Origin of the sequence: Mesorhizobium sp. WSM2561, from assembly GCF_000513915.1 — a bacterium.
Taxonomy (GTDB): Bacteria; Pseudomonadota; Alphaproteobacteria; order Rhizobiales; family Rhizobiaceae; genus Mesorhizobium; species Mesorhizobium muleiense.
Genome location: NZ_AZUX01000007.1, coordinates 146,185 through 161,614, shown reverse-complemented (window position 1 = coordinate 161,614; position 15,430 = coordinate 146,185). Strand labels below are relative to the sequence as shown.

Genomic DNA, 15,430 nt, shown 5'->3' with positions numbered 1-15,430 from the left:
GGCGGGCACAACACGCTGACCGGGATCATGCTCAAGATCGTCTCGGTGGCGGTCTTCGTCGCCATGTCGTCCTGCATCAAGGCGGCGGGCACGGTGCCGGCCGGCCAGATCGTCTTCTTCCGCTCGTTCTTTGCCATCTTTCCGATCGTCGTGTTCCTGGCCTTCCAGGGAAAACTTGGCACCGCGTTTTCGACCAAGCGCCCGCTCAACCACATTGCGCGCGGCGTTGTCGGCGTCTGCGCCATGGGGCTCGGCTTCTCCGCGCTGATACGGCTGCCGCTGCCGGAAGCGATCGCGCTGAACTACGCACAGCCGCTGCTGGTGGTGGTGTTCAGTTCGATCTTCCTCGGCGAAGCGATCCGCGTCTATCGCTGGAGCGCGGTTGCGGTCGGACTGTTCGGGGTGCTGGTCATCTCATGGCCGGAACTGACGCTGCTGGGTTCGGGCGCAGCGCTCGGCGATCAGGAGGTGCTCGGCGTCATCGCCGCATTGTTCGCGGCAGCGATCTCGGCCGTCGCCATGCTGCTGGTGCGCAACCTCGTCCAGAGCGAACCGACGGCAACCATCGTGCTGTGGTTTTCGGTGACGGCGAGCCTCCTGGCGTTGCTGTCGCTGCCGTTCGGCTGGCGGGCGCTGACACCGGCGCAGGCGGGCCTGCTCATTGCTGCAGGCTTTTGCGGCGGGCTCGCCCAGATTCTGATGACGGCCGCCTATCGCCATGCCGAGGCCTCGGTCGTAGCGCCTTTCGAATACACGTCGATGCTGCTTGGCATCGTTGTCGGCTATCTCGCCTTTGGCGACGTCCCGACGGTTCATATGCTCATCGGCGGCGTGATCGTCGTTGCCGCGGGCATCTTCATCATCTGGCGCGAGCGCCAGCTTGGTCTCGAACGTGCCCGCACCCGCCAGGCGACCCCGCCGCAAGGATGATCAGGACGGCTCGGCCCGCTCGTTCGCCAATCGCACCAGCACGGTCCTTGTCTGCTCATCGGCGGGGAAAAAGGATTCGATCGCCAGTTCCGACAGCGTCACGTCGAGCGGCGTGCCGAACACGGTGATGGTGCTGATGAACGACAGCACGGCATCGCCATGCGCAAGCCGCAGCGGGTGCACGATCGCGTTCGGCTCGACCTGCAGCGGCCGTGCGCCGTTCAGGCCGGACGGATAGGTCCGAAGCTCGCGCTCCAGTTCGACCAGAACCGGGTCGCCAGTGGCGTCGTTCTGGCGTTTCAGCCGGTCGAGAAGATGCGCGCGCCATTCGGCCAGGTTGACGATGCGCGGCGCGATGCCACCCGGGTGCAGGCTGAGCCGCAGCACGTTGACTGGCGGCTTCAGCAAGGAAGGCTCGGCAACATTGGCCAGGAACGGGCCGATGGCGGTGTTCGCCGACACCAGGTTCCAGTGCCGGTCGACAGCCAGAGCCGGGAAGGGTTCGTGCCCCCTGAGCACGATCTCGACCGCCGCCATCGCCGGCGCCAGCGAGGCATCGCTGACCGGACGCTCGCTGAAGCTAGGGGCAAAGCCTGCGGCCAGCAGGAGCCGGTTGCGCTGCCTCAGCGGGATCGACAGCTGCTCGGCCAGATGCAGCACCATGTCGCGCGAGGGTGCCGCGCGGCCGCTTTCCACGAAACTCAGATGCCGCTGCGAGATTTCGGCTTCCATGGCGAGATCGAGCTGGCTCATGCGCCGGCGCATGCGCCATTCGCGAATGAGGCTGCCGGCGGAAGTCTGGGTTGCTGTCATGAGCGCATGACTAGGCCGGCCGCAGATGCATTTCAATTACCGGGGAGGTTATAGCGCCGCTCTTCCCTTCACCCTCAACCCAGCGTCCGCAGTTTCGCCTTCACCTCAAGAAAATCCCGCCACGCCAGCTTCTTGTGCGCGGGGGTTCTCAAGAGATAGGCCGGATGAAGCGTCGGCATGGCGGGAATGGCAATGCCGGCGGCGGTCGTGTGGACGCGCCAGTTGCCGCGCAGCCGCAGGATGCCCTCTGTGGTGTTGAGAAGGGTGCTTGCCGAGGGGCCGCCTAAATTGACCAGCACCTTCGGATTGACCAGCTCGATCTGCCGTTCGATGAACGGCCGGCAAATCTCGGTCTCGTGCGGCGTCGGCGTGCGGTTGCCCGGCGGCCGCCAGGGAATGACATTGGCGATGTAGGCCGAGGTCCGGTCGAGGCCGATTGCGGCCAGCATCCGGTCGAGCAGCCGGCCCGAGCGGCCGACGAACGGCAATCCCTCGATGTCCTCGTCGCGCCCGGGCGCCTCGCCGACCAGCATGACGGCAGCATTCGGATTGCCGTCGGCGAACACCAGGTTCTTGGCGGTGAATTTGAGGTTGCAGCCGTCGAAAGCCGCCATGTGCTGGCGAAGCTCGTCCAGGGTTGCCGCCGTCGTCGCCAAGTGTCGCGCCAATGCCGCTTGCTGCTCGTCGGGCACTGTCGCCGTACCGGACGGCGCGCGCACCGCCGGTGCCGCAGCTTGCCTTTCGCCCATTCCGGCGCGTGACAGGCTTGTCGAGCGAGGCAGCGCTGCGTTCTCACCGGTTGGCGGCGTAACTGTCGCTGGCCCCCGCTCAGGCGGCTTTGACGCAGCCTCGGCAAACCTGTTCAGCGGCTCCTCTTCGAGCGCTTCATCGACGCCGGCGCTGGCGTAGAAGGCCAGCAGCTCCGCAATATCAGGTCGGTTGTCTCGGGAAACGGCAGTCATGCTTTCACATTCAGTCGCGCGGCAGGAATTTGCAACATCGTGATTGGCGCGATGCTTCATGATTTCGTCATCCAGGGCCTCAGCGACGTCGCTTCGCTCCTGCTTCGCCCTGGATGACGAAATGGTTCAGCTCGACGGTATACGCGGATCCTGAACCAGATAGAACGTCCAGCGTGGTGTGTAGTCGGTGATCAGGTAATCGAATTTCGCTGTCTTCAACGGGTCGATCTTGCCGCTCTTGAACAGCAGCCGGTCATAGGGTTCGAAGTCGCGATCGAAATCGGCAAAGCTGCTCGACCAGATGTTGTCAGGCGTCTTGTTGCGCTGGTCGAACGACAGGCCGTCGCCGAACACGCTCGGCCGGTGGAGTATCTCCTGGAGCTCGAACTGGAACTCGACCCAGGCCTGGCCGCTGTTGTTGAGCACGTCGACGCGCATATACATGAGGCCGTTGGCAAATTGGCCCGCAGTGCCGAAGGGCTGGATCGGCTTTGTCGTGCGGATCGTCAGTGTCACTGGTGTCGCCGAATTCAGCTCTTCGGTGATGACAAGCGGGTCCTCCTTTGTCCCGATGCCCGAGGCGCTGGTGATGCGGAAGCCGCCCAGCTCGTCGGAAAAGGAGTAGGCTCCGGCCACCCAGACCCTTTGCGGCTCGGCGCGGGCGCCAACGGACGCCAGGGGCAAAAGGGCCAAAACGAGCGCCCGGCAAATCCGTCCGGGCGACGAAAAAAAGCGCGTCGATGAAAAGCCGGATGGCCCGTATGTGCGCATGGTGCGAAGTATGGCCGATAAGCAAGCCGTCGAACAATTAAAAAAAATCAGGGCAACGGCTCTCTTTGGACTCGGATCGATGTTGGTGGACCCGCAAATCGCGATTTTGTAGTACGATGCGCGGCCTTTTTGACGAAATCGGCATTGTCACGTCAGCGCCGGTTTCGCGTCGCGAATTGATGCGCTATGCAGCGGATAAGCCAGCAAGATGCGCAAATGCGGCAGCCAGTGAGGGGTTGATGAGCGAGATCGAACGCGAAAGCATGGAATTCGACGTGGTCATCGTCGGCGCCGGTCCGGCCGGCCTCGCTGCCGCTATCCGTCTCAAGCAGGTCAATCCCGAGCTTTCCGTCGTCGTCCTGGAAAAGGGCGGCGAAGTCGGCGCCCACATCCTGTCCGGCGCCGTCGTCGATCCGATCGGCATCGACCGGCTGCTGCCGGGCTGGCGTGACGAGGAGGGACATCCGTTCAAGACGCCGGTCACGGCAGACCATTTCCTGGTCCTCGGCCCCGCCGGTTCGTTCCGTCTGCCCAATATTCTGATGCCGCCGCTGATGAACAACCACGGCAACTACATCGTTTCGCTCGGCAATGTCTGCCGCTGGCTGGCGACCAAGGCCGAGGCGCTGGGCGTCGAGATCTATCCGGGCTTTGCCGCCGTGGATCTCATTTACAGTGACGAGGGCGCGGTCACCGGCGTTGTCACCGGCGACATGGGCGTCGAGAAGGATGGCACGCGTGGCCCGGGCTTCGCGCCGGGCATGGCGCTGATGGGCAAATATGTGCTGATCGGCGAGGGCGCGCGCGGCTCGCTGGCCAAGCAGTTGATCGCCAAATACCATCTTTCCGACGGCCGCGAGCCCGGCAAATACGGCATCGGTCTCAAAGAGCTCTGGCAGGTCAAGCCGGAGAACCATCGGCCGGGCCTTGTCCAGCACTCCTTCGGCTGGCCGCTCGACATGAAGACCGGCGGCGGCTCCTTCCTCTACCATCTGGAGGACAACCAGGTGGCGGTCGGCTTCGTCGTCCACCTCAACTACAAGAACCCCTATCTGTCTCCGTTCGACGAGTTCCAGCGCTTCAAGACCCACCCGGCGATCAGGGGCACATTCGAGGGCGGCAAGCGGCTCGGCTATGGCGCCCGTGCCATCACAGAGGGCGGCTGGCAGTCGGTGCCGAAACTGTCCTTCCCCGGTGGCGCGCTGATCGGTTGTGCTGCCGGCTTCGTCAACGTGCCGCGCATCAAGGGCTCGCACAATGCCGTGCTCTCCGGAATGCTGTCGGCCGAGCATGTCACCGAGGCGATCGGCGCCGGCCGCGCCAATGACGAACTGGCTTCCTACGAGGCGGCATGGCGGGCGACCGACATCGGCAAGGATTTGAAGAAGGTGCGCAACGTCAAGCCGTTGTGGTCGCGCTTCGGCACCGTCGTCGGCGTCGGCATCGGCGGCCTCGACATGTGGCTGAATTCGCTGTTCGGGTTCTCGCCTTTCGGCACGCTGAAGCACGGCAAGGCCGATTATGCGACGCTTGAACCGGCCGCCAAGCATAAGAAGATCGCCTATCCGAAGCCGGATGGCGTGCTCACCTTCGACCGCCTGTCCTCAGTGTTCCTGTCCAATACCAACCACGAGGAAAACGAGCCTGTCCACCTGCTGGTCGCGGATATGGACCTGCAGCAGCGCTCCGAACACGATGTCTATGCCGGGCCCTCGACACGCTACTGCCCGGCCGGCGTCTACGAATGGGTCGACAAGGATGGCAACGCCGCCGCCGATCCCGCGGCGAAGGACGTGCGCTTCGTCATCAACGCGCAGAACTGCGTCCACTGCAAGACCTGCGACATCAAGGATCCGAACCGAAACATTACCTGGGTGCCGCCACAAGGTGGAGAGGGACCAGTCTACCAAAACATGTAGCCTAGCAAGCCAGAACGGCCCGGCGGCCGTCTCGCCCGTTGACCAAAATGAAAGCGCGTGAAGGCCTATTATATGTGCGGCGTCTAAAAGAAGTTGAAGCGGGGCGGCGCCTGTGGTTCCATTCTTTCTGACCCGGGAGATGACCATGCGCCTGGCGGTTCTGACGTGCCTTGTGGCGATTGGCGGCTTGTGCGGCTTCGCACCGCCGGCATTGGCTGACACGAAGGTGCTGGTCAAGACCCGGACCTACGACATCACTGGAACCACGGGCGCCGCCCTGATCGAGGCCATGGACCGCAACGGTCCGAAGCGGCACGGCTTCATGACGCACGCCATCGCGCTGGCCGCCTATACCGTAGATTGGGACCTTGACGTCACAAGGGAGGGTGGTGTCTGCCGTCTGCGCCAAGCCAATGGCACGCTCGATCTCACCTACACCTTGCCGCGTTTGGCCTCAGCCGCGACACCGGCGCTGCAGAAGCGCTGGAAGCGGTTTTTCGCGGGCGTTCGTGCTCACGAGCATAACCATGGCCGCATCGCCAGGACAATGATGCGGGCGACCGAAAGATCGATCACTGGACTGGAGTTCGCCGACAACTTGTTTTGCAGCAAGACGCACCGCGAGGCGAGGCGCCGGATCAAGGCCGTCTATGCCGAATACGAAGCGAAACAGAACGCCTTCGACGCGCGCGAGCATCGCGACGGCGGCCATGTCGAGCACCTCATCAGGGCGCTGTTGCGCAAGCAGTAGCTCAGCCTCGGGTCCTGCCGTTCTGTCTCACCGATGCCGTCGCGGTTTCTTGTTCGTCGACCGGCTTCTTCTGTTCCTGCCTGAGCGAGAACTCCACCATCAGCGGAAGATGGTCGGAGCCGGTGTTTTCTAGCCTCGACACCGAATGGATGAGAACCGCGCCCTTGCTGAAAACAAGGTCGATCGGCAGTCCGGCGAAGCGCAGGAATTCCGGCAGCTTGATAGGGAGCCAGGTCGGCCCCGGCGAAGGCGCCACGGTCAGCTTGCCAAGACCTGCCACGCGCCGGACGGCGGCGCTCCACGGCACTGCATTGCAGTCGCATGCCATGATCGATGTCTCGCCGAGCGAGGCGAACTCCCCCGACAATCCGCCGATCTGCCGTGACTGGTTACGCGGCCATGGCCAGATGAGGTGCATGGCGGCGACTTCGACGTCGGTTCTGCCGAAATCGACCGTCGCGATGGCCATCGCGCCGCGGCCATCGCAGCGCGGTTGCGTGCCGGCGGCAAACGGCCGTCTGGACAGCAGCGCAACGCCGAAAACGCCATTGGGGTAGGGGCAGAGGATCCGGTAAGGGTAGGCGCTGGCAAGATGGCCAAGTTTCGCCTTCCACATGTCGGACACCTCGTCGAGGGTGATCACATCAGGCTGGGTCCGGCCGATCAGCGACAATACTTTTTCAGGCGTTGGATTGCTGAACCGCAGGTTCATCTGCAGCAGGCGGTAGACCGCCTGGTCACCGGGGTGAATCGGCTGATCACCGGGGTAAACGGGCTGGTCGCCGGCCTCGGCTTCGTAGGCTGCCTGGACCGGCCACAGGCGGGGCACCGACAGGGCGTTCGAGGTGGTGGCAAAGGCAGCCACTGCAAAGAGCAGCGCTGTGGCCGCCTGCAGGCGAAACGAGGTCGCCAGCAGCGGCAGCGCGCAAAGCGCCATCAGCACGGCAAGATGGACGCGGAAATGAGCGAAGGAATCGAAGGCCGGATGCAGCGTTCCGAAAAACCCGGCCACCAGCGCGGCCGAGAAGACGAGCATTGCGACGAATGCTGCCGACACCATCATGTTTCGAACGGGTACCATCTACTTTGCTTATCGGCAGAAATGCAGCCCAAAGCAAGATTACGAAATGCCCTGCCGCGCTGTTACCAGGGTCGCAGGCCGCTCGCTCCTACTGGAACGCGGTCTCCGAAAAGCTTCTGAGCTTGCGCGAATGCAACCGTTCCATCGGCATCTCGGCCAGCTTTTCCATCGCCCTGATGCCGATGGTCAAATGCTGTGCCACTTGCCGCTTGTAGAACTCGGTCGCCATGCCGGGCAGCTTCAATTCGCCATGCAGCGGTTTGTCGGAGACGCAAAGCAGCGTACCGTAGGGTACGCGGAATCGGAAGCCATTGGCGGCGATCGTCGCCGACTCCATGTCGAGCGCGATCGCCCGTGACTGCGACAGCCGCTGCACTGGCCCACGCTGGTCGCGCAACTCCCAGTTGCGGTTGTCGATGGTAGCTACTGTGCCGGTCCGCATGATACGCTTGAGGTCGTAGCCGGAAAGGCCGGTGACTTCGGCGACCGCCTCCTGCAGCGCCACCTGGATTTCGGCCAGCGGCGGGATCGGCACCCAGACCGGAAGATCGTCGTCCAGAACATGGTCTTCCCGCACATAGGCATGCGCCAGCACATAGTCGCCCAGCGCCTGGGTGTTGCGCAGGCCGGCGCAATGGCCGAGCATCACCCAGGCATGCGGCCTGAGCACCGCTATGTGGTCGGTGATCGTCTTGGCGTTGGAGGGGCCGACGCCGATATTGACCATGGTGATGCCGCCATGGTTCGGCTTCTTCAGATGATAGGCCGGCATCTGCGGCAGGCGCGGCGGCGCCACGCCATGGCTGGGCGCGCTTTGTCCAGCCTTGGTGACGACGTTTCCCGGCTCGACGAATTCGACGTATCCGCCGCCGCCTTTCGCCATCAGATCGTGCGCACGGGCGACGAATTCGTCGATGTAGAACTGGTAATTGGTGAACAGCACGAAATTCTGGAAATGCTGGGGACTGGTCGCCGTGTAGTGCGACATCCGGTGCAGCGAGTAGTCGATGCGTTGCGCCGTGAATGCCGCCAATGGCCTGGCTTCGCCTAACGCCACTTCGAACGTGCCGTTGGCGATCTGGTCGTCGGTGCCGTCGAGATCCGGCACGTCGAACAGGTCACGGATCGGCCGCCTGATGCGCTCGGCTGCCGCGCCGTCGACATGCGAGCCTTCCAGGAACGCGAAGTGCAGCGGGATGGGCGTCGTCGATTCCGAAACCGTGACCGGAACGCCGTGATTGCGCATGATCAGGCGAAGCTGCTCGATGAGATAGCGTTCGAAAAGGGCGGGCTGGGTTATGGTGGTCGAGAAATGCCCGGGCGTCGGCATATGGCCGTAAGCCTGCCGCGAGTCGATCTGGGTGAACGAAGTCGTGGTGACGCCGACCTCCGGATAAAACGCCCGGTAGCGCTTGTTGTTGTCGCCGCCTGCGGCGAGCGCCGTAAACGAATCGCGCAGGAATTTGGTGTTGCGGTCGTAGAGGGCCTGCAAGGCCGCGACGGCCTTTGCTGCATCATTGAAGATCTGCCGGCCAAACGGCTCCGGCATCACGACTGAGTCTATGGCTTGGGGGTAGATTCGCTTTTCCATGACCCAATATAGAGGCTTGGCCATGCGGTTGGGAGGGGGCCGAAGGGTCGTTTTTTTGCATGGTTTTGATGACGGCCGATTGGCCTAGCCGCGCCGCAGGCTGACCAACAGCACAAAGCCGACGCCGGTCTTCTTCAGCGCCGGCGCTTCGATCGTCGAGCCGGCATCGGCGCGCATCGAGGGCACGGCCAGAACCGGCGCTGCAAGAACCATCAGGATGAGCGTCGCCCGCGGCACAAGCCGAAGGGTCTTGAGGGCGTTGGCGACGATGCGGTCCATGGCTTGTTGCTTCTCTTTGAGGGGTTTTGTCGGCGTCAATGGCGAAGGTGGCTCGGGCAACCGAACCGGCAGGAATTGGCCTGGTCCCAGGAGGGGGCCGGGCGCCCGGCCCCGGCAACCAGGATGGCGAACGACATGCCGAACAGGCTCATCAGCAGGCAGACGATGGTGAAGCGGCGGGCGAACATGGCGTGGTGTCTCCTTCAACACGCATGAGAATGCCCTGGTGCTACTGAACCGGTTCTGATGCCGGCGTTCATCTGCGGTTCAAATTTAGACGGAGTGCCGGCTGCCGACCGTCCACCAAATCTTGCCGACCCAAATCTCGCCGACAGGGGACGAAGGATGCGCTAAAATTGCTGTTAGGGCGCAGAAGGCGCAGCTCACGCGATCGATTGGTGTTCGCAAACACAGAGGCGCGAACAAAAACGGGGCCTTAGCGGCCCCGTTTTCATTGTGGTGCAGTCGAAACGATCAGAGCTTGTGCCAGGTCTGGCTCCGGCAGATCAGCCCGCCGAGCACGCAGCCGCTCATCTTGAGCGAAGCGCCTGAGACCGAGGCCTTGCCAGAATAGGTCTTGTCGGTCTCCGGGTCGGTTATCGTCCCCGTATATTTGTTGGCGCCGGACACCTTGAACGAACCGATGCGCTTGCCGGCAAACTTGCCAGATTTGAGCGTGATGGAAAATGCGTCGCCACCGCCCGTGATGGCGGCGGTCGAACCGGCTTGCGTTTTCCAGTTGCCTTCGATCGGGTCGGCCCAAGCCGTGCCGGCCATGATCAATGTGGCCGCGAGGGCCATGCTGATTTTGCGAAACATGTTTCTCCTCCCTGTGGGCATCCGGCCGGGTGTTGCGCCCCGCCGGTCTGCCTCTTACGCAAACGTAAGCTAATCCACCTCCCGACGAAACAAAAGCGGTGCCGCTGCGGAAGACTTCAGGATTTTTCCAGCCGCCCGAAGCGGTCTGGTCGGCGAGAAATGAAATGCCGGGCATGCTGGCTTTGTCTTCCGTGGTTAGCGGAGTCTTGATTTGCGCCTCGCAAATTTTCATCAATTTTGGCGCAAACCGGCGCAATTGCTGGCTTTGCATCGTTAATAAATTTCGGCGTTTACCTCTTGTTTTAGCTTTGTTTTCCTCAAATTAAGCACGCCGTTTAACGACGGATTCAAGCCTTCGGTTCATTCTCGAAAGCATCGAAAGAGCAGTCGCCCCAAGGGTTTCCAGGGGACAGAACGAGGCAGCTCTCGGGAGCCTGACAGGGGCTAGAACAGGGGATTGAAATGGCACGTTTTGAAATGCCTGAAGCCGGCTTTGGCGCCATGGGGGCAACTGCCCAGGCCGACATTCTTTTCGAACTGGGCATGATGTATGCGACCGGCCGCGATTGCGAGACCGATGTCGTCGCCGCCCACAAATGGTTCAACATCGCTGCGATCAAGGGCTCGGTCCGGGCCGCGGAACTGCGCTCGGAACTGTCGGCCGCCATGTCGAAGGTCGAGATCGCCAGGGCGCTGCGCGAAGCCCGCGAATGGATGACGATGCACTAAGTCTAGCCTGAGCTCATCACGTACTGAGATCACCGACAGGGACGCTTCAAGGCCGCCGAAGACGGCCGGACCGGCAAGAACAAGGCCGCGCAAGACGGTCGTGCCAACAAATGACAAGAACGCGGCAGGCCGGATAACGCCCAGCTGCGCGACGACAGGGAAGGCGAGCGGTTTTCGGGGCGCGCGTGGGAGCGTTCGGGACTGTTCGATCGACAAAGCCGCGACCGGCCGGAACAAGGCAGGCGCGGCTTTTCGCAGTTTCGGACCACGATCCCAAAAAGTGGAAACCGGTTTTTGGAAGAAGATCATAGTCAAACAGAAAGGCGGCAGGCCCAATCGAGTGCCGCCGATGCGCCAAGACAGGCTTGGCGAAGGGTGAAATTCTCCCACCTATTCTGGAAGAGGCGTGGCCGGAGCGGCCGCGCGCGAGTGGAGGAGTTGTATCGCCATGAAAAAGTTGGGTATTTTGAGCGCGGCCATAGTCGGCCTGGTGATGAGTGCGCCGGTTGCCTTCGCCGAAGACATCACCTTTTCGGTGGTCGGACCGATGACCGGACAGCTTGCCACCATCGGCGACCAGTTCAAGCAGGGCGCGCAAGCCGCGGCCGACGCGATCAACGCCGCCGGCGGCGTCGACGGCCGCCAGATCAAGCTCGACGTCCAGGATGACCAGTGCGATCCGAAGCAGGCGGTTTCGGTCGCAAACCGCATCGTCGCCAACGGCGTCAAGTTCATCGATGGCCATGCCTGCTCGGGCTCGAGCATCCCGGCCTCGGCCGTCTATGCCGAAGCCGGTGCGATGATGATGAGTCCGGCTTCGTCGAACCCGGAGCTGACGGACGCGGCGGCGAAATCCGGCTGGCCGACGATCATGCGCCTTTATACGCGCGATGATGCGCAGGGCGCCTTCATCGGTCCATGGATCGCCAAGAAATACGCCGGCAAGAAGGTCGTCATCATGCATGACAAGAGCGCCTATGGGCAGGGCGTGGCCGATGCCGTCAAGGCGACGATGAACCAGAACGGCCTCAACGAGATCCTCTACGAGGGCATCAACGCCGGCGAAAAGGACTATTCGGCGCTTGTCACCAAGCTCAAGGAGCTGAAGGCTGATGTGGTCTATTTCGGCGGCTACCACCCAGAGGCCGGCCTCATCCTGCGCCAGTCGGCGGAACAGGACTTCAAGTTCCAGCTGATCATGCCGGACTCGATTGCCACGCCGGAATTCTGGCAGGTTGCCGGCCCGGCCGGCGAAGGCACCATGTTCGTCTTCCCGTCGGATCCGCAGGCGAAGCCCGAAGCCAAGCAGGCCATCGAAAAGATCAAGGCGGGCGGCTTCGTGCCCGAGGGCTTTACGCTGTTCTCCTATGCCGTGATCCAGGCCTTTGCCGAGGGCATCAAGCGCGCCGGCAGCGACGACCCGGCCAAGGTTGCCGAAGCGCTGAAGAATGGCCAGCCGATCAGCACCGTCGTCGGCCCCGTCACTTTCGATGAAAAGGGCGACCTCAAGAACGTCAGCTACGACATCAACCAGTGGCACGACGGCAAATACGCGCCGATCCAGCCTTGATCGCCGGCTTCGCCTGGCGACAATCGGAGATGGCCGGGGCAGATCCGGCCATTTTCATTTGGTCATGCGTTTGCGGCGCGCGTCTTCCGTCGTCGCCTCTCCTTGGATGAACAGCGTCAGCCGTGGGCTTCCTCGGCAAAACGCACCAGCACCGTCCCATCGGTGACCTGCGCGCCCTCTGTTGCGATCTCGGCGATCGTCCCGTCATGCGTGGCGGAAATCGTGTGCTCCATCTTCATCGCTTCCAGGATCAACAGCGGCTGGCCCTTGATGACGGTTTCGCCTTTTGCCGCGCGCACCAGCTTGACCAGTCCCGGCATCGGCGCGCGCAGGCTGTCGGCACCGGCGGCGATTTCGTCGGCCCTTGCCAACGGGTCCGGCACCGCGAAGCTGTAGCCGACGGCGCCTGAAAAGACAGTGACATGGCCTGGCCAGCGGGCGAGGCGAGGGGCAGCGCGAAGATCAAGCGCGCTGTCATAAGGTGCGTCCAGTGCCACCTGGAAGCGCCCGTCCGGCCGCATCGATACAAGCGCGAGGATATCGTCCTCGCCGTAGCGAAGCCACGTGCGCCGCGCCATCGCGTGGAAATGCGCATAGCCGGCAAGCGACGACCACGGCTCGCGGGTCGGCGCCTGAGCCCCGGCGCCGGACGCTGCAAGTGCGGCCGCGGCGACGATCTCGCTGCTCGGCGGCGGCACTGCGGTCAGCGCTTGCTGGTGCCTGCCGATCAGCCCGGTGTCGACGTCGCCTGCCGAAAAATCCGCGTCAGCGGCGAGAGCCGCGAGAAAGGCGGTGTTGACGGTCGAGCCGGCGATCTCGGTTTGCGAAAGGGAAATGCCCAGTGCTTCGAGCGCCGCCTGCCTGTTCTTGCCATGGACGACGAGCTTGGCGATCATCGGGTCGTAGAACGGCGAGATGGCATCGCCGGTCCGCACGCCGGTCTCGATCCGCATGCTGGCGCCCTCCGGCGCTGTATCCGGAAATTTCAGGTGATGCAGCGTGCCCGTCGCCGGCAAAAAGCCCTTTGCAGCGTCCTCGGCATAGATGCGCGCCTCGAAGGCGTGTCCGGAGAGCGTGATCTCGCTCTGCGTCTTCGGCAGCTTTTCGCCGGACGCCACCCGCAACTGCCATTCGACCAGATCGGTGCCGGTGACCATTTCGGTGACGGGATGCTCGACCTGCAGGCGGGTGTTCATTTCCATGAACCAGAAGCGGTCGGCCTTCAGCCCTTGCGAGGCGTCGACGATGAACTCGATCGTGCCGGCGCCGGAATAGTCGATCGCCTTGGCGGCCTTCACCGCCGCCTCCGTCATCGCCTTGCGCAATGCCGGCGTCATCCCGGGGGCGGGGGCTTCCTCGATCACCTTCTGATGGCGGCGCTGCGCCGAGCAGTCGCGCTCGTAGAGATGCACGACATTGCCGAAGATATCGCCGAAAACCTGAACCTCGATGTGGCGCGGCTTCTCGACATATTTCTCGACCAGCACGCGGTCGTCGCCGAATGCGGCCTTGGCCTCGCGTCGCGCACCCGACAGCGCCTCGGAAAAGTCGTCGGAATGTTCGACGCGCCGCATGCCCTTGCCGCCGCCGCCGGCGCGCGCCTTGATCAGCACGGGATAGCCGATCTCGCGTGCCTTGGAGGCGAGCAGCACGATCTCCTGCGCCTCGCCGTGATAGCCCGGCACAACCGGCACGCCGGCCTTCTCCATCAGCCGCTTGGCCGCGTCCTTCAGCCCCATGGCGCGGATCGAGGCGGCCGACGGACCGATGAAGACGAGCCCGGCCGCTGTCACCTGATCGACGAAGTCAGGGTTTTCCGACAGAAAACCGTAGCCGGGATGGATGGCTTCGGCGCCGGTGGCCAAAGCCGCGGCGACAATCTTGTCGCCGCGCAGATAACTTTCGCCGACCGGCGAGGGCCCAATATGCGCCGCCTCGTCGGACATCCCGACATGCAAGGCGCCGGCGTCGGCGTCGGAATAGACGGCGACCGTGCGCACGCCCATCCTGCGCGCGGTGCGGATCACCCGGCAAGCGATCTCGCCGCGGTTGGCGATCAGGATTTTGGCGAACATGGGACCTCCAAAGCCAGAGCTTGCCGCCAACGGCGCGAATGCTCCTTCACGCGAGCTGTGGCAACACCCTGCTTTGCAGTCCGGCCATTGTCAAAGGATCGGTAAGCCAGCCTGCCTACTTGGAGGCGGCGATCTCGCAAGCTCCTCCGGTCGTGACCTTGTAGCGGCTGCGGGTGGCCTTGCAGGATTTCAACGCCAGATCCTCGGCGGCCTTCTGTGACGGCGCATTCAGATGCGTGCCGCAGATGATGTACAGCGAAGTCACCCGCATATAAGGGGTGGTCGCATAGGCTGAATGGCCGCTGGCTGCCACATAGGCGTTGTAAGCTTTGGTGCAATCGGACTTCGGGTTTCCCGACAGAGCCGGCCAAAACCGGGTATCGCCTTTGTTCCCCGCCAGTGATTCCGCCGCTCCAATGCCGGGTGCCGCTAATATAAGCAATCCTGCAAGTACAGATACAGTTGTTTTCTGAAAAAGCTGCTGTCTCATCTTCGCCCAATCCCCATTGGCATTTGCAATGAGCAATAGCCGCGATTCTTTCATCTGGCCAGATCGGGTAATGAAAAAAAGTCTGAAAACTATGGATGGCTCTTCTTACCTGTGCTGGTCACGCTCCCGCCATTGCGCAGCAACGTCTGCTGGCATAGTTCCGCCGTCTGTTGGTCGAAGCAGCAGAAGATGACGGTTTCCGGAACCGCGTTGTGGCTGATGAAGGCGCTCACGGCGCCAACGGCGATCTGCGTCGCCTGGTCCTTTGGATACCGGTATACACCGGTCGAGATCGCCGGAAATGCCACCGTCCTGCAATCCTTGGCGGCGGCGAGTTCGAGCGACCGGCGGTAGCAGGAGGCCAACAACTCGGCTTCGCCCTTGCCGCCGCCTTGCCAGACCGGCCCGACCGTGTGGATGACATAGCGTGCCGGCAGCCTGTAGCCCTTGGTGAGTTTTGCGTCGCCGACCTTGCAGCCATTGAGGGATTGGCATTCGGCCAGAAGTTCGGGGCCGGCCGCACGGTGGATGGCGCCGTCGACGCCCCCGCCACCCAGAAGTGAGGTGTTGGCGGCGTTGACGATGGCGTCGACCGCCAGCCTGGTGATGTCGCCGACATGAACGCGAATCCTTGCCTCGATCTCGCTCAT

16 protein-coding genes are annotated in these 15,430 nt (G+C 62.9%); 5 read left to right on the top strand and 11 right to left on the bottom strand.

Features of this window, described 5'->3' with window-relative positions:
• Positions 1-27 precede the first annotated feature (27 nt).
• Positions 28-930 carry a DMT family transporter gene (locus M727_RS0111130; RefSeq protein WP_084646702.1) on the top strand — a complete coding sequence of 301 codons (903 nt, stop codon included), beginning with the start codon at positions 28-30 and terminating at the stop codon, positions 928-930.
• Here M727_RS0111130 and M727_RS0111125 read toward each other — a convergent pair whose 3' ends face one another.
• From M727_RS0111125 to M727_RS0111115, 3 genes are all read right to left on the bottom strand, one after another.
• Positions 931-1,743, bottom strand: coding sequence for a helix-turn-helix transcriptional regulator (locus tag M727_RS0111125; RefSeq protein WP_027152758.1), 813 nt, complete (start codon positions 1,741-1,743; stop codon positions 931-933).
• A gap of 74 nt (positions 1,744-1,817) precedes the next feature.
• The gene (locus M727_RS0111120) at positions 1,818-2,705 is read right to left on the bottom strand and encodes a uracil-DNA glycosylase (RefSeq protein WP_027152757.1); all 888 of its coding nucleotides are present in this window, start codon (positions 2,703-2,705) and stop codon (positions 1,818-1,820) included.
• A 126-nt stretch (positions 2,706-2,831) separates the two neighbouring features.
• Positions 2,832-3,476 (bottom strand): hypothetical protein, encoded by a 645-nt coding sequence (locus M727_RS0111115; RefSeq protein ID WP_023800801.1) that lies wholly within the window; start codon positions 3,474-3,476, stop codon positions 2,832-2,834.
• A 239-nt stretch (positions 3,477-3,715) separates the two neighbouring features.
• Between M727_RS0111115 and M727_RS0111105 the strand changes: the two genes are divergently transcribed.
• Together M727_RS0111105 and M727_RS0111100 are read left to right on the top strand one after the other, a co-directional pair.
• On the top strand, positions 3,716-5,395 hold the full coding sequence (locus M727_RS0111105) for an electron transfer flavoprotein-ubiquinone oxidoreductase (protein ID WP_027152756.1): 1,680 nt from the start codon (positions 3,716-3,718) through the stop codon (positions 5,393-5,395).
• Positions 5,396-5,540: 145 nt separating this feature from the next.
• The gene (locus tag M727_RS0111100) at positions 5,541-6,146 is read left to right on the top strand and encodes a DUF922 domain-containing protein (RefSeq protein ID WP_027152755.1); all 606 of its coding nucleotides are present in this window, start codon (positions 5,541-5,543) and stop codon (positions 6,144-6,146) included.
• 1 nt (position 6,147) lies between these two features.
• Here the strand turns inward: M727_RS0111100 and M727_RS0111095 are convergent, their stop codons facing one another.
• From M727_RS0111095 to M727_RS0111075, 5 genes are all read right to left on the bottom strand, one after another.
• A complete protein-coding gene (locus tag M727_RS0111095) occupies positions 6,148-7,227 on the bottom strand; it encodes an endonuclease/exonuclease/phosphatase family protein (protein ID WP_027152754.1) in 1,080 nt (359 codons plus the stop codon).
• An 88-nt stretch (positions 7,228-7,315) separates the two neighbouring features.
• On the bottom strand, positions 7,316-8,776 hold the full coding sequence (locus tag M727_RS0111090; RefSeq protein WP_236371758.1) for an AMP nucleosidase: 1,461 nt from the start codon (positions 8,774-8,776) through the stop codon (positions 7,316-7,318).
• A 126-nt stretch (positions 8,777-8,902) separates the two neighbouring features.
• Entirely contained in the window at positions 8,903-9,097 is a 195-nt protein-coding gene (locus tag M727_RS0111085) for a hypothetical protein (RefSeq protein ID WP_027152752.1), read from the bottom strand.
• 35 nt (positions 9,098-9,132) lie between these two features.
• Positions 9,133-9,285, bottom strand: coding sequence for a hypothetical protein (locus M727_RS42340; protein WP_198032632.1), 153 nt, complete (start codon positions 9,283-9,285; stop codon positions 9,133-9,135).
• 286 nt (positions 9,286-9,571) lie between these two features.
• Entirely contained in the window at positions 9,572-9,916 is a 345-nt protein-coding gene (locus tag M727_RS0111075; RefSeq protein WP_027152751.1) for a DUF2147 domain-containing protein, read from the bottom strand.
• Positions 9,917-10,378: 462 nt separating this feature from the next.
• Between M727_RS0111075 and M727_RS0111070 the strand changes: the two genes are divergently transcribed.
• Both M727_RS0111070 and M727_RS0111065 read left to right on the top strand, forming a co-directional pair.
• Positions 10,379-10,645: a sel1 repeat family protein gene (locus tag M727_RS0111070; RefSeq protein ID WP_027152750.1), complete on the top strand. Its 267-nt coding sequence runs from the start codon at positions 10,379-10,381 to the stop codon at positions 10,643-10,645.
• 448 nt (positions 10,646-11,093) lie between these two features.
• A complete protein-coding gene (locus tag M727_RS0111065; protein ID WP_027152749.1) occupies positions 11,094-12,215 on the top strand; it encodes an ABC transporter substrate-binding protein in 1,122 nt (373 codons plus the stop codon).
• A 116-nt stretch (positions 12,216-12,331) separates the two neighbouring features.
• Here M727_RS0111065 and M727_RS0111060 read toward each other — a convergent pair whose 3' ends face one another.
• The 3 genes from M727_RS0111060 to M727_RS0111050 form a co-directional block, all read right to left on the bottom strand.
• Positions 12,332-14,290, bottom strand: coding sequence for an acetyl/propionyl/methylcrotonyl-CoA carboxylase subunit alpha (locus M727_RS0111060; RefSeq protein WP_027152748.1), 1,959 nt, complete (start codon positions 14,288-14,290; stop codon positions 12,332-12,334).
• 115 nt (positions 14,291-14,405) lie between these two features.
• The gene (locus M727_RS0111055; protein WP_027152747.1) at positions 14,406-14,780 is read right to left on the bottom strand and encodes a hypothetical protein; all 375 of its coding nucleotides are present in this window, start codon (positions 14,778-14,780) and stop codon (positions 14,406-14,408) included.
• 89 nt (positions 14,781-14,869) lie between these two features.
• The gene (locus M727_RS0111050) at positions 14,870-15,430 is read right to left on the bottom strand and encodes an O-acetyl-ADP-ribose deacetylase (protein WP_027152746.1); all 561 of its coding nucleotides are present in this window, start codon (positions 15,428-15,430) and stop codon (positions 14,870-14,872) included.

Excerpts from the sequence above, each read along its gene's own strand:
- M727_RS0111065 (WP_027152749.1), top strand. The coding sequence starts at position 11,094 with ATGAAAAAGTTGGGTATTTTGAGCGCGGCCATAGTCGGCCTGGTGATG.
- M727_RS0111100 (WP_027152755.1), top strand. The coding sequence starts at position 5,541 with ATGCGCCTGGCGGTTCTGACGTGCCTTGTGGCGATTGGCGGCTTGTGC.
- M727_RS0111120 (WP_027152757.1), bottom strand. The coding sequence starts at position 2,705 with ATGACTGCCGTTTCCCGAGACAACCGACCTGATATTGCGGAGCTGCTG.
- M727_RS0111125 (WP_027152758.1), bottom strand. The coding sequence starts at position 1,743 with ATGACAGCAACCCAGACTTCCGCCGGCAGCCTCATTCGCGAATGGCGC.
- M727_RS42340 (WP_198032632.1), bottom strand. The coding sequence starts at position 9,285 with ATGTTCGCCCGCCGCTTCACCATCGTCTGCCTGCTGATGAGCCTGTTC.
- M727_RS0111130 (WP_084646702.1), top strand. The coding sequence starts at position 28 with ATGCTCAAGATCGTCTCGGTGGCGGTCTTCGTCGCCATGTCGTCCTGC.
- M727_RS0111105 (WP_027152756.1), top strand. The coding sequence starts at position 3,716 with ATGAGCGAGATCGAACGCGAAAGCATGGAATTCGACGTGGTCATCGTC.
- M727_RS0111095 (WP_027152754.1), bottom strand. The coding sequence starts at position 7,227 with ATGGTACCCGTTCGAAACATGATGGTGTCGGCAGCATTCGTCGCAATG.
- M727_RS0111075 (WP_027152751.1), bottom strand. The coding sequence starts at position 9,916 with ATGTTTCGCAAAATCAGCATGGCCCTCGCGGCCACATTGATCATGGCC.
- M727_RS0111050 (WP_027152746.1), bottom strand. The coding sequence starts at position 15,430 with ATGAGCGAGATCGAGGCAAGGATTCGCGTTCATGTCGGCGACATCACC.
- M727_RS0111055 (WP_027152747.1), bottom strand. The coding sequence starts at position 14,780 with ATGAGACAGCAGCTTTTTCAGAAAACAACTGTATCTGTACTTGCAGGA.
- M727_RS0111070 (WP_027152750.1), top strand. The coding sequence starts at position 10,379 with ATGGCACGTTTTGAAATGCCTGAAGCCGGCTTTGGCGCCATGGGGGCA.
- M727_RS0111085 (WP_027152752.1), bottom strand. The coding sequence starts at position 9,097 with ATGGACCGCATCGTCGCCAACGCCCTCAAGACCCTTCGGCTTGTGCCG.
- M727_RS0111090 (WP_236371758.1), bottom strand. The coding sequence starts at position 8,776 with ATGCCGGAGCCGTTTGGCCGGCAGATCTTCAATGATGCAGCAAAGGCC.
- M727_RS0111060 (WP_027152748.1), bottom strand. The coding sequence starts at position 14,290 with ATGTTCGCCAAAATCCTGATCGCCAACCGCGGCGAGATCGCTTGCCGG.
- M727_RS0111115 (WP_023800801.1), bottom strand. The coding sequence starts at position 3,476 with ATGCGCACATACGGGCCATCCGGCTTTTCATCGACGCGCTTTTTTTCG.